General features: G+C 45.4%; 12 protein-coding genes and 1 pseudogene. 6 read left to right on the top strand and 7 right to left on the bottom strand.

Annotated features, from left to right (window positions below; translation table 11 throughout):
* Positions 1 to 32: 32 nt before the first annotated feature.
* The gene (locus H6G45_RS10475; RefSeq protein WP_190598391.1) at positions 33 to 1,163 is read right to left on the bottom strand and encodes an SGNH/GDSL hydrolase family protein; all 1,131 of its coding nucleotides are present in this window, start codon (positions 1,161 to 1,163) and stop codon (positions 33 to 35) included.
* A 290-nt stretch (positions 1,164 to 1,453) separates the two neighbouring features.
* Here H6G45_RS10475 and acr3 point away from each other — a divergent pair, with 290 nt between their 5' ends.
* From acr3 to H6G45_RS10450, 5 genes are all read left to right on the top strand, one after another.
* Entirely contained in the window at positions 1,454 to 2,608 is a 1,155-nt protein-coding gene (gene acr3 / locus H6G45_RS10470) for an arsenite efflux transporter Acr3 (protein WP_190598390.1), read from the top strand.
* Positions 2,593 to 3,249, top strand: coding sequence for an arsenical resistance protein ArsH (gene arsH / locus H6G45_RS10465; RefSeq protein WP_338116528.1), 657 nt, complete (start codon positions 2,593 to 2,595; stop codon positions 3,247 to 3,249). Before acr3 ends, arsH begins: the two co-directional genes overlap by 16 nt.
* Before the next feature lie 72 nt (positions 3,250 to 3,321).
* On the top strand, positions 3,322 to 3,717 hold the full coding sequence (gene arsC / locus H6G45_RS10460) for an arsenate reductase, glutathione/glutaredoxin type (RefSeq protein WP_190598388.1): 396 nt from the start codon (positions 3,322 to 3,324) through the stop codon (positions 3,715 to 3,717).
* A 127-nt stretch (positions 3,718 to 3,844) separates the two neighbouring features.
* A complete protein-coding gene (gene rpaB, locus H6G45_RS10455) occupies positions 3,845 to 4,576 on the top strand; it encodes a response regulator transcription factor RpaB (protein WP_190598387.1) in 732 nt (243 codons plus the stop codon).
* Between the two features lie 52 nt (positions 4,577 to 4,628).
* The gene (locus H6G45_RS10450) at positions 4,629 to 5,276 is read left to right on the top strand and encodes a cofactor assembly of complex C subunit B (RefSeq protein ID WP_190598386.1); all 648 of its coding nucleotides are present in this window, start codon (positions 4,629 to 4,631) and stop codon (positions 5,274 to 5,276) included.
* Positions 5,277 to 5,454: 178 nt separating this feature from the next.
* On the opposite strand, the gene H6G45_RS10445 is transcribed toward H6G45_RS10450, so the two are convergent.
* From H6G45_RS10445 to H6G45_RS10420, 6 genes are all read right to left on the bottom strand, one after another.
* On the bottom strand, positions 5,455 to 6,660 hold the full coding sequence (locus H6G45_RS10445; RefSeq protein ID WP_190598385.1) for a hypothetical protein: 1,206 nt from the start codon (positions 6,658 to 6,660) through the stop codon (positions 5,455 to 5,457).
* Positions 6,661 to 6,741: 81 nt separating this feature from the next.
* Positions 6,742 to 7,419, bottom strand: coding sequence for an ATP-binding cassette domain-containing protein (locus H6G45_RS10440; protein ID WP_190598384.1), 678 nt, complete (start codon positions 7,417 to 7,419; stop codon positions 6,742 to 6,744).
* A gap of 53 nt (positions 7,420 to 7,472) precedes the next feature.
* Positions 7,473 to 8,642, bottom strand: coding sequence for an ABC transporter permease DevC (gene devC / locus H6G45_RS10435; protein WP_190598383.1), 1,170 nt, complete (start codon positions 8,640 to 8,642; stop codon positions 7,473 to 7,475).
* 161 nt (positions 8,643 to 8,803) lie between these two features.
* Positions 8,804 to 10,171, bottom strand: a complete 1,368-nt coding sequence (locus H6G45_RS10430; RefSeq protein ID WP_190598382.1) for an HlyD family efflux transporter periplasmic adaptor subunit — start codon at positions 10,169 to 10,171, stop codon at positions 8,804 to 8,806.
* 173 nt (positions 10,172 to 10,344) lie between these two features.
* Positions 10,345 to 11,592 carry a glycosyltransferase gene (locus tag H6G45_RS10425; RefSeq protein ID WP_190598381.1) on the bottom strand — a complete coding sequence of 416 codons (1,248 nt, stop codon included), beginning with the start codon at positions 11,590 to 11,592 and terminating at the stop codon, positions 10,345 to 10,347.
* Between the two features lie 95 nt (positions 11,593 to 11,687).
* On the bottom strand, positions 11,688 to 12,146 hold the full coding sequence (locus tag H6G45_RS10420) for a 3-oxoacyl-[acyl-carrier-protein] synthase III C-terminal domain-containing protein (protein ID WP_190598380.1): 459 nt from the start codon (positions 12,144 to 12,146) through the stop codon (positions 11,688 to 11,690).
* A 100-nt stretch (positions 12,147 to 12,246) separates the two neighbouring features.
* Between H6G45_RS10420 and H6G45_RS10415 the strand changes: the two are divergent.
* Positions 12,247 to 12,349: pseudogene (locus H6G45_RS10415) on the top strand (IS4 family transposase); the annotation flags it as partial.

The raw sequence follows: 12,349 nt of genomic DNA, 5'->3' as shown, positions 1-12,349 counted from the left end.
AAGGGAGGGGAAGGCGTTGGTAGCCAGGAAGTTCAAAATAAATTTTCCCAAATACAGTTAGTCAGATTACGGTAACCCAAATCGTTAAAATGGGCGTCGTGTTTATGGTACATGTCTCGGTTCCAAGGGCAGATTTCTAGTAAGGGAACATACTCCAATCCCATTTGCTTGATGTCATCACGGATTTCCAAAGAGTACTTATTGTTAAAAATTTCTCCTTTTTCCGGGATATGGACAACACGAATAACTGCATCAGGAAAACTATCTTTAATTTCTTGTAAAGTAGTTAAGGAATCTTTGTATAGTTCATTTTTGTCATACTCGTTGGCCTGGGCAAACCTAAGATGGGGACAAAGGTTTAATGAGGATGGCTTATTATTGCCCAAACTATACAGATCACATATTAAGTTGTATAGCCTGAACTGCTGCAGAAAATTGGGTTTGCTCTGCTCTGGGAGGTTCTTCGTTTCATACAATTGTTTTGCCCGATTAATCAATTCAGTTTGGCTCTCATTCTTGTCTGCAGTATAGATAACGGGGGGATATTTTTCTACACAATCCTGGGCGTTTTCTTGGGAACAAAACCAGAGGGCTTGCCCTTGCACCACGGGATACCATAAAGGACGAAAAAAATCATTGCCAATGACCATGATATTAATTTCGTTAAAACGGACGGTGTCTTTAACACTTGCGAGTAACTGCTGAAAATGTTTAATGCCAGTGCCGGTTACGCCAAAGTTGTAGAGATTAATATCTGGGCGGTCCAAAAGTTGCCGCAGTTGGCTAACCCAGGTATAATTGCTCCCATCTCCCGCGGTGAAAGAATCACCAATAAAGACAATTTTCTTGGTTGATGCTAAATTAAAATCATAATCTACATTATCGACAAAACCGAGATTGTTAGTGCCATAGGTAATATCATAATCAACCTGGTCTCCGTAGATAGCAACGCTTCTAATGTCAGTTTTTGGTTCATATTTAACTGTTTTATCCTTTCCTTGCACCAGGGAAGGTGCGGTGAAAAACAAGGTTCGATCGTAGAGACTATATTTGCCTAAATTTGTTAGTCTGAGGACAATTTCAGCTAGAACCAAGCTAAAGGCGATGGAAGCGAAAATCAAGACAATATTTTGAGATATTTTAATAATTTTTTTTGAAGGCATTGTTTTATTGGAGCAATGGGACCGGTGCGACCTTCACAAATTAGTTTGTCAATTATTCTTTAATCATCAGCATGACCAAGCTGAAATGATGGCTTTAGCTGGCAAGACCCTATTTTACTTGGTGTGGGAATGATTCAATCACGCTAGGACTGGCAGTCTGACTATCTAACCATTCAATTGGGTGGGCGATCGCCACTGATCAGGGCGAGGGGACCTTCCCACCGACGCGGTTGACATATCAAGTTTGTTTGATGTATCGTTCTTTCATCAAGTTTTTTTGATGGGTTGCCATGGTCAGTCGCATTAACCCCAAAGCTATTAAGGCTGGGGGAACACTCAATTTGTTTGAAAAATACCTTACCCTCTGGGTTGCTCTCTGCATTGTCCTTGGTATTGCCCTGGGTAAGCTGTTACCCACCGTGGCCCAAACCTTGGATTCCTGGAGTGTTTATAACGTTTCCATTCCGATCGCCATCTGTTTGTTTTTCATGATGTATCCCATCATGGTGAAAATTGACTTTTCCCAGGCACGGCAGGCGTTCAAGGCTCCCAAGCCGGTGATGTTAACCCTAGTGGTGAATTGGCTTATTAAACCCTTTACCATGGTGGTTTTTGCCCAATTTTTCCTGGGTTATTTGTTTGCCCCGCTGTTAACTGCCACGGAGATCATTCGGGGTCAGGAGGTGACATTGGCCAATTCCTACATCGCTGGTTGTATTTTGCTGGGCATTGCCCCCTGTACGGCCATGGTCTTGATGTGGGGTTACCTTTCCTATAGCAATCAGGGCCTAACTTTGGTGATGGTGGCGGTCAACTCCCTGGCCATGCTGTTTCTCTATGCCCCTTTGGGCAAATGGCTATTGTCGGCCAGTAACTTGACAGTACCCTGGCAGACCATTGTGCTGTCGGTGTTGATTTACGTAGGCTTGCCCCTGGCCGCCGGTATTTACAGTCGTTACTGGATTTTGAAATATAAGGGAAAGCAATGGTTTGAAACCCAGTTTTTGCAATACCTGAGCCCGATCGCCATTGTGGCTTTGTTATTGACGTTAATTTTGCTCTTTGCTTTTAAGGGGGAATTAATTGTTAATAATCCTCTGCATATTTTGTTAATTGCAGTGCCCTTATTTATCCAGACCAATTTTATTTTTCTCATTACCTATGCACTGGGCCTAAAGCTCAAACTCAGCTACGAAGATGCCGCCCCCGCCGCTCTGATCGGTGCCAGTAACCATTTTGAAGTGGCGATCGCCACCGCTGTAATGTTATTTGGTCTTAATTCTGGGGCCGCCTTGGCCACCGTGGTGGGAGTGTTAATCGAAGTACCAGTGATGTTGATGCTGGTGGAAATTTGCAAAAAAACCGCCTTTTGGTTCCCCAGGGATCCGGAAAAAGCCACCTTGCTAGATCCCCGTTGTGCTAATTCTCAATTAGGTTGCAACTAGTTGTTAAGACAATCGCCCCAATGACAAATTTTGACCATCCTCCCCGGATTTTATTTCTCTATGGTTCCCTGCGGGAGCGTTCCTATAGCCGTTTACTCGCCGAAGAAGCCGCCCGCATTATTACCGCCATGGGGGCAGAAACCAAATTTTTTGACCCAAGGGAATTGCCTCTGCGGGGCCAAGTTACGGACAGCCATGCCAAAGTGCAAGAACTCCTAGAACTAAGTCAATGGTCAGAGGGCCAAGTCTGGTCTTCCCCGGAAATGCACGGCAACATTACGGGCATTCTCAAAAATCAACTTGATTGGATTCCCCTAGAAGTGGGCTCCATCCGACCCACCCAAGGGCGCACCCTGGCCGTCATGCAGGTCAGTGGTGGCTCCCAATCGTTCAACGCCGTCAACACCATGCGGATTCTCGGTCGTTGGATGCGTATGTTTACCATTCCCAACCAATCCTCTGTGGCTAAGGCCTACCAGGAATTCCACGAAGACGGCACCATGAAGGATTCTTCCTATCGGGATCGGGTGGTGGATGTGATGGAAGAACTGTACAAATTCACCCTTCTACTGCGGGATAAGGTGGATTATCTGACCGATCGCCATAGCGAAAGAAAAGCTAGAACCCCCGATTCCCAATGATTTTGGAGTCGGTTTGGCCCGAAACACAAAAAATTACCGACTGATAATTTCACCAATATCCAAGCTAAAACCATGAAAAAAGTCATGTTCGTTTGCAAGCGTAATTCCTGCCGCTCCCAGATGGCAGAAGGCTTTGCCAAAACCCTAGGGGCGGGCGAAATATCCGTTACCAGTTGCGGTCTAGAATCCTCCCGGGTCCATCCCACTGCCATTGAAATGATGACAGAGGTGGGCATAGATATCAGTGACCAAACCTCTGATCCCATCGAAAACTTTAACGCCGACGATTACGATGCGGTTATTTCCCTCTGTGGCTGTGGGGTAAATCTGCCGCCGGAGTGGGTTACTCAGGAAATTTTTGAGGATTGGCAACTGGAAGACCCGGATGGTCAGTCCCTAGAGGTTTTCCGCACAGTGCGGGGACAAATTAAGGAACGGGTAGAGAACTTGATTACCAAAATTGCCTGATCGACCCCATTCCCACTGATACGGACGATACTAAACCCTCAATTTGGCTATATGCTTAGGGAAATGGCTTTGTGCCACGAAACTTCACTAATCGTTATACAAGTTAACCAAAGGAGGGTTGTGGATCTTGGAAACCAATAAAGAAAGAATATTGGTGGTCGACGACGAGGCCAGCATCCGACGCATACTGGAAACCCGTTTATCCATGATTGGCTATGAAGTGGTGACGGCGGCCGACGGCGAAGAGGCGATCGCCACTTTCCATGAGAGCAACCCCGATTTGGTGGTGTTGGATGTGATGATGCCCAAGCTGGACGGCTACGGCGTTTGCCAAGAACTACGTAAAGAATCGGACATTCCCATTATCATGCTTACCGCCCTGGGGGATGTGGCCGATCGCATTACCGGTTTGGAACTGGGGGCCGATGATTATGTGGTGAAGCCCTTTTCCCCCAAGGAATTGGAAGCTAGAATCCGATCCGTACTACGGCGGGTGGACAAAAATGGTATGCCAGGTATTCCCAGTTCGGGAGTGTTGCAAATTGCCACCATTCGCATTGATACCAACAAGCGGCAAGTGTATAAAGGAGATGAGCGCATTCGCCTAACGGGGATGGAATTTAGCCTCTTGGAACTGTTGGTGAGTCGCTCCGGGGAGCCCTTTTCCCGCTCAGAAATTCTCCAGGAAGTGTGGGGCTATACCCCCGAACGCCATGTGGATACCAGGGTGGTGGACGTGCATATTTCTCGCCTGAGGGCCAAACTAGAGGAAGACCCCAGCAACCCAGAGTTAATTCTCACTGCCCGGGGCACCGGTTACCTCTTCCAACGCATTTTAGAACCAGGGGAAGAACCGTAAGTCTGCCTAGTTCCCCGGCGGATTTCGAGTCCATCTCCAGTTAGTTGTCACCATGAGTGCAGATTCCAATCGTATTGTTCGTTTGTTACCCCTGGGGGCGGGCACTGTGGGGGGGCTGTTGCTACTGATTAACCGCCTTTCCACGCCGATGTTGACCCCATCCCAAGCCCGTTCCGATGTGGTGGGGGTAATCTTGGCGGGCATGCTGGTGTGTGTGTGGCTAATTTGGCAACGGATTCAGCCCAAGTCACCGGAAGCGGTGGTGCTCGAAGGCAAAGAAGGTTTTGATTTACTGGACAGTCTGCCCCAGGACTTGAAAACAGAATTAGCCTGGGCCTCCCATTTATTGCTGACCAATACGGTGACCCAAACCATGGTGGTCTATTACGATCGCCAAGTGTTGTTACGCCGGGGCATTTTGAGTGGGCAACCAGAAGTGAAACTAGGGCCCATTGTGGAAAGGGTAATGAAAACCCAAAAGCCAGTTTATCTAGTTAACTTACCCCTCTATCCCGGTCGGGTGGAATTTGATTATTTACCAGCCAATACCCAAGGTTTGATCTGTCAGCCCCTCGGCGATCGGGGCGTGATGATTTTAGGAGCCAATATCCCCCGCAGTTACACCAAGCAGGATGAAAATTGGGTCACAGGCATTGCGGATAAAATTGCCCATAGTTTAACCACCGTCAGGGTTTTATGAGATATTTTATTCGCTGAAAGTGACTTTTGCGGATATATTTACTAATTCCCTCATTTTAGCGCCGCAAGTGGCGAGGAATTCGACCCAGAGAAGAGAGATTAAAAAACCTCTCCTGTAAATTGGGAGAGGTTTTTGATAGTTATGGACGATCAGGATAGTTAATTTAATTACACGTTAATTACACGGTTCTAGCGAATTTGTTAAAGGCCCGGCGATTAGCCTTTAAGGTTTTTGGAATAGAATGGGCTTCTGCCATGATGCTCCACTCCTTATTTACCGGCCAGAAATAATCAATACTCGAAAAGAAACGCCGTAAGTCATTCAACAGCCGAGTGACATACTGCAAGGACACATGAAACCCTTGGTGTTCCGTACAAGAGCATTTTTCGATCCAAACTAAAGCCTCTGCGGCGGACATGCCAAACACCGAAGATCGAAGGACACTATACAGAACAGGCATAAATAACTCATCCTTGAGCGGGGCCCCGGGTGCCAAACCCGATAGGCTACCAGCTCCATGTTTTTGATAGTTATAGATGACCGTATTCATCAAAAACTTTTCGTAGGCAGATGGCTTCGCAAACTCTTTATAAAGTTCCTTGCCAAGCAGCTGGGAAATAGTAGTATGAAATGATTCATCCAAAAGATGATAGCGGGAAATAGCCGTCGGCGCTGGTACGTGGGCGCCAGAGTTTTCCAGCTTGCGACAGTGCAACGAGTAAACTTGCTCTTTGTTTTTGAGGGAAATATTGGCAATGTATCGAGCACAGTAATACTGAGAAGCCAAAAATGGAGTGCTTCCCCAATTGAAGCTGAGAAATTTCAGCGTTAAATCCGATCCCATGTATCGAGCAACTCCATCCCGCAGAACATCTAGAGTTTGTTTGCGGTACTGATCCCCGTTAACATCCGCATCCCCAAAAATACCTTCTTGGACAACGCGATCAATATTTTGGAAAGCATGAATATGATACCGTTCCTGATTAGTTTCTAGATCAAGCTCGTGGCATAGGGAGTCAAATCCTCCCAGGGAGAAGAAAACATTTGCGGTAACCTGATTAAACAAAATCGTGCTTGTTTCACTGGCCGCAACGAGATTGTACTGTCCAATCCAGTAAAGGTGATTCAGAACCTTTTTCTGGGACTCTGAAGCCTTTTCATAGAGGGGGGTTCCATACAAAAATGACAATTCTGGAGAGCCCCAATAATAGTCTTTTTCAACCGAGTAGTTGAAAGCTTTTTCCAACTGTTCAATTTTTTCGGTGTAGTCAGATTCCGTGTTGTTATGATAGGTTTTTTCGATGATCTGAGTGATCTTGCGCTCTTTACCCCGCAGATGGCTAAAATCCAAACTTTCGACAGAAGATGGCGTTACAGAAACCATGGCTTTCAGTGTAAATAGAAAATATACGGCATGGACCTTTTTTTGCGGCAAGTCCTATGTTCCTCTCACTATAACACTGCTCTAAGTTTCGTACAGACGGCCATCTTCCATGCTAAGGATGCGGTGGGCAATGTCAAAAATACGGTTGTCGTGGGTGACTAGGAGAACCGCACTTCCTTGTTCATGGGCCAGTAGCTGGATGAGATTAATAATCTCCCGACCGGTTTTGCTATCCAAGGATGCAGTGGGCTCATCCGCCAAAATTAGCTTCGGACTATTCACCAAGGCACGGGCAATGGCCACCCGTTGTTTTTGCCCCCCCGATAGTTCGTGGGGATAATAGTCTTTTCGTGATTTCAAACCGACAGCATCCAGGATGCGATGGGCCCGCTCTGTTGCTGGGCCAAGGTGAGGTTCTTTCAATAGCTCCGCCGACATTCTGACGTTTTGCAGAGCCGTCATAAATTGGAGAAGATTATGGGACTGGAAAATATAACCAACTCTCCGGCGAACATCCACCAATCGGGCCTCATTGGCCCGATATAATTGACGGTTGAGCACCAGGACATTTCCCTCAGTAATGCTCCGCAGTGCGCCGATCAACGAGAGTAGGGTCGTTTTACCCGAACCTGATTCCCCCGTTAGTAGAACAATTTCCCCTTCATGAATAACCAGATTAATATCAAATAGAACCTGCTGACGGAGTTGTCTATGGCCGTAATAGTGATTGAGATTACTAACAAAAACAGCGTCATTCATGCAAAGTAAGTGAAATTGCTCCTAGAGTTAAAGATATATTAACTGCTTCAGTTCTAATAAAACACATCCGCCGGATCAGCATCCTGAAGTTTACGAACGGCAATTCCACCCGATACAAAACACATAAGGCATGATAGTAACAATACAATTATTGCTTTGTTTACATCGATATAGACAGGAAGATTGGTGGCATCCCTGGCCAATTTGGTGGCAAAACTCGTAAAGATAATACCTGGAACGTAGGCAAACAGGGCTAAAAAAACAGCCTCTTGAAAAACAACTCCGAGTAGATAGCGCTGTCGATAACCAACGGCCCGGAGTGTCGCATATTCCGACAGATGCTGGGAGATGCTGCTGTAGAGCACTTGATAGGTAATCACCACACCGACAGACAGCCCGATTCCAACTCCTAACGCAAACACAAAACCGATGGGACTGCCCGTGGCCCAGTAGTTTTTTTCAAAGGCAAAAATCTCTGCTTTGGAAAAAACTTTGACATCATTCGGCAAATAATCCCTAAGTGCTTCCAGAGTGATATCCAGTTTACTTTCGTCTTGAAGTTTAATGCCCCCCAAATTAATAAATCCTTTTTTACGTCCTGGCAATATCCGCTGGAAGTTTAGATCACTAGTAAGAATAGTGCCATCGGCACCAAAGGATATGCCTAAAGGAAACAAACCTACAACAGTCACTTCACGATTACTAGAACCCCGATCGCCAATTTCAGTCTTTAATTCTCCCCTTTGTCGAAAAAGCTCTGGGATGGGCCCATACTCGGCCCGCGAATGCTCATTGAAAAGAACCGTATCTGGTAGTTGCAGTCTAAAGCGGTTTTCTTCAACTGATTTCAAATTAAATACAGACTGGCTGGGATCGATGCCAATAATATAAATGCTCCGCCAGTAGTTTTTTCGCACCGGATTGCGCCACTGGGCAAAGCCTAAATAGAGGGGGATTACTTCCGCAACATTTTCCACGGCCAGGGACTGACTCAGCCTTCGTTCCGGAAAGTTTTCCATGGCAATTAAAGCTGAAGAACGACTACTCAGAATAAAAATATCCGCATCCAGAGGCTCGTATAAAGATACGGCACTATCGAAAAGAGCATCCTGAAAGCTCAATTGCATAAAAATCAAAAATATTGAAAAACAGACCCCCGCCACCGCCACGACGAGGCGTAGTGGATAAAATTTGAGTTGAAGCCAAGCAGTAGGTATCTTCACAGAAAAAAACTAACAAATTTTTTTAGTGCCAAATGTTTATTTCCAACCTAGGCAGTCACCAGTTTAATCTAAAAAAACACGGTGTTAACCGCTACCGCTCCAATCCAATCAACGACATAGATACTCGAAGGACGTCTTTCCGGACCAGCTACTTTTTCTGCTTAGCCTTGTAGCTTTGAAGAATTAGTTTGAATAATCACCTGAGTCTTAAGATTGGTTAGCCGTGAAAGATCAATTTTATTTTGACTCTCCTCCGACAGGCGGATACCCACTTCGACTACCCTGGCATCTATATCCGCAACGGGATCATTATCAAGAACTGTGCGACGACCGATTTGATGGCCAACGGATTCAACCACCCCTTCCAGTGGCTCAGGAAAAGCCGGATTAGAAATGTAGGCCTTCTGACCCCTTCTGACATTGATAATATCAGTTTCATAGACTTCCGTCCTCACGTACATTGTTTGAGTTTGTCCAATCTCAACAATGCCTTTGTCACTAATCCTCTCGCCTGGATAGGTATAAATCTTGAGGATTTGTCCATCAGTGGGGGAAACAATTTTAGTTAAATTAAATTCGGCCTGAGCTTGCTTGAGTTGCGCCATTGCTTCCTGCACCTGGGCTTCTGCGACGGCCAGATCAACTCCCCTAACTTCAGAAATTTCATCTAGAGTCCCTAGGGCTTGATTTTGTTGATCGTTAAGAGTTTGCACCGTCCGACTGAGATTTGCTCTGGCCTCCGCAAGTTCTTCTTGGCGACTGCTGATAATTCTTTGCAGATTAGCTTGGGCCTCTGCTAGTTCTCGATCTAGTTGTTTCGGCACCAAACAGAACCGATCATATTCGGAAGCAGAAGTACCTCCCTGTTCAAAAAGGGATTGATAACGTTGGCATTCCGAACTAGCATTGTTGTACTCAATTTTCAATTTTTCTATGGATTTTTCTTGGGCAATTTTCTCGCCTGCTAACTCTGCAGCAATCCGCTGAATGGTTGCATTTTGGATGCTAATTTGCCCCTCTAGCTCGGACACAACACCAGATAATCGAGCTTTTTGTGCCGAAATCTGCCCCTGCTTGGCTCCCGCTTGTACTTGCATTAACTTGGCCTGGGCTGTTTGCAGTTGCGACTGAGCAATCCGTACCCTTGATTCCATTGTGGCGTAGTTATCCAGAAGGGCCACCACCTGTCCAGAGCTAATAAACTCTCCTTCTTTGACCAAAAGTCGCTCAACTCGACTGCCCTTACCATCGGGACTAAGGGGACCAGAGAGTCTCCGAACCTCACCCTTAGGTTCGAGGTAACCAATGGCTGCCACTCGGGATAATACATTGGCTTGCTGACCATTAAGATCCTCTGCTGTCGGGCTTTGACTCTGTTTATTTTCACCAGACTGGGACTGAGAATCAGATACTCTGCCGGGGGGAAAGCTAAACCACCCCAAAATCCCGACCCCTGCGACTACAACACCAACAACGAGGAATACAATGAGCCTGCTGCTTGAGGAATTATTCGGGAAAACTGACTTCATTGCGATAAATCCTCTGCAATGCTACGGCGATCGCCCTTTTGTAAAAGTGGCTAGTCTATGGTAACACAATCATCCCGGTGTGTATAGTACAAGGGGTGATTTTAAGTTGCCTGATTTCGTTTTTTTGTTCCGAACTATCTTCATAATTTTTGGAGTTTGCCAGGGAAGATAATTTAGACACAACTCTCAATAACTTCCACTGCTTTCTGTAAGCCGCCCGCTTGCTCAATGTCAGTCTGGATACGTTGAGCGTTTTGGCGATAAATTGGATTATCCAAAATCTTCTCAATAACGGCCCTTAGATTCTGAGAAGAACGGCGGGCGATCGGCAGAACTTCACCGGATTTTGTCCAGGCAATGCGAGCCGCTACACTCGGTTGATCTCCTGCCACCGGCAGGGCAACTAAAGGAACACCGTTTTTCAAGGACTCCAAAGTCGTATTAATACCAGCATGGGTGATGGTCAGTGAAGCTTTTTGGAGTAGCTCCAATTGAGGCGCATAATCTACCACAATGACATTATCGGGCATATTATCTAGTTCTTCAGACTTTAACCCCCCACCGAGGCTAATCACTGTCTGTACATTGAGGTCTCTGACTGCCGTTGCAATTCGTTGAAAGAGGGTTTGATCGAGATTAAACGTGGTGCCCAGGGAGGCGTAAATAAGCGGACGGCCATCTAGTTTTTCAAAGGGAAAAGGAATATGGGGACGGCTTGATTCATCTAAAAAAGGCCCTGTAAAAATAAATTGTGGAGGTAATTGATGGCGGGGAAACTCAAATGACTGGGGAACTTGGCAAATTTGAGCAATGGAAGAAAAAGCCTCATCAGGATGATTTAAGACTGGTAAGTCCCAGTCCTGCCGATATTTATCTATAAGTTGGTGAATTGGACGACGGGCCTGATAATACGCAAAATATCCCATACGATTACGCGCTAATGCCCAACCTTCTTTCTGAAAAGGCCAATCTGTGAAGCAAGGAGGGACTTGTAACTCATAGTTAAGTGGAGAAATAGCGCAGGTAGTAATAAAGGGAATTTGTAGATATTCCGCAATACTTCCAGCCTCCGGGCAAAGTTGCTCCACTAGCAATGCTTCGATACCATGGGACTTGATAAAAGGGGGAACTTCCCTCAAAACGACCTGGGCAAAGGCCAGCAAGCCATCTCGCGTGTACATACCCGCCTGAATGCCCTCGAGTTGAGCTAATTTTTCCAAATAGGCAGGTAATGTACCTTTAGGAAATTCTTCTTTTCCGATCACTTGCACCTGAATGGCTGAACGGGGAAATTTCTCTTTAAAGTCGTCAACACAAAAAAGAGTTACCTGATGTCCTTTTTTGGACAAGGCCTTGCCCAGTGCAACCATCGGATTAAGGTGGCCTGTCGATTGAGGACAAATCAGTCCGAAATGAGTCATGGAGTTCTCTCAAAGTAACCGTAAATAATTCAGTTTTGATGACTATGAATATAGTATTTATCTAGTGATCAGACCCCCTGGCTCTGCTCAATTACCTAAACGACAGTAAAGTGCATATAAGCATAGGAAAAGCGGGCACTTTCTGGAATAATGCAGAGAATTTTTTGGCCTTTCTCCAGACGTCCAGAATTAAACAATTCCTCTAACATAATCCAAATCGAAGCGGCTCCGGTATTGCCTTTATATTCCAGATTGGTAAACCAACGCTCTTGCGGTATAAACATGCCAATTTCTTCCATTTGTAAACCTAAATCTTTTTTGAAATAACCAGAGGACATGTGAGGAAGAAACCAATCAACTTTGTCGGGGTCTAAGTTATACTTTTTCTTGACATCTTCTAGACCACGCTGGCCCATACGAACAATATTTTCTGCAAGCAGTTTAACATCTTGGTTCAGATCAAAATAGCCTTCATCAAAGGCCTCTCCAAGGTTATCAAGGTTTTTCCAGCCTTGAATATCACCATTTTCGAGCTTGATACAACCTCCATACATACAGGTTTCTAGTCAGAAGTGTTGAACGATAGTTATAAAGAAGGAAAAAGCCCTTTAAAATGATAGAATAAAGGGCAGAAACATTAAAATAATTGAAGCAATGATATCAAATTTTGGACATATTGTCAAAACTCATCTATCTAATTTTCCTAAAGATGACTACCCAGTGTTAGACACATTTAAGTTTGTGAGTATCTGGTTAG

The sequence above is a fragment of the Synechocystis sp. FACHB-383 genome, assembly GCF_014698605.1.
Lineage (GTDB): Bacteria > Cyanobacteriota > Cyanobacteriia > Cyanobacteriales > Microcystaceae > Synechocystis > Synechocystis salina.
This window is presented reverse-complemented; position numbering and strand designations above follow the sequence as displayed.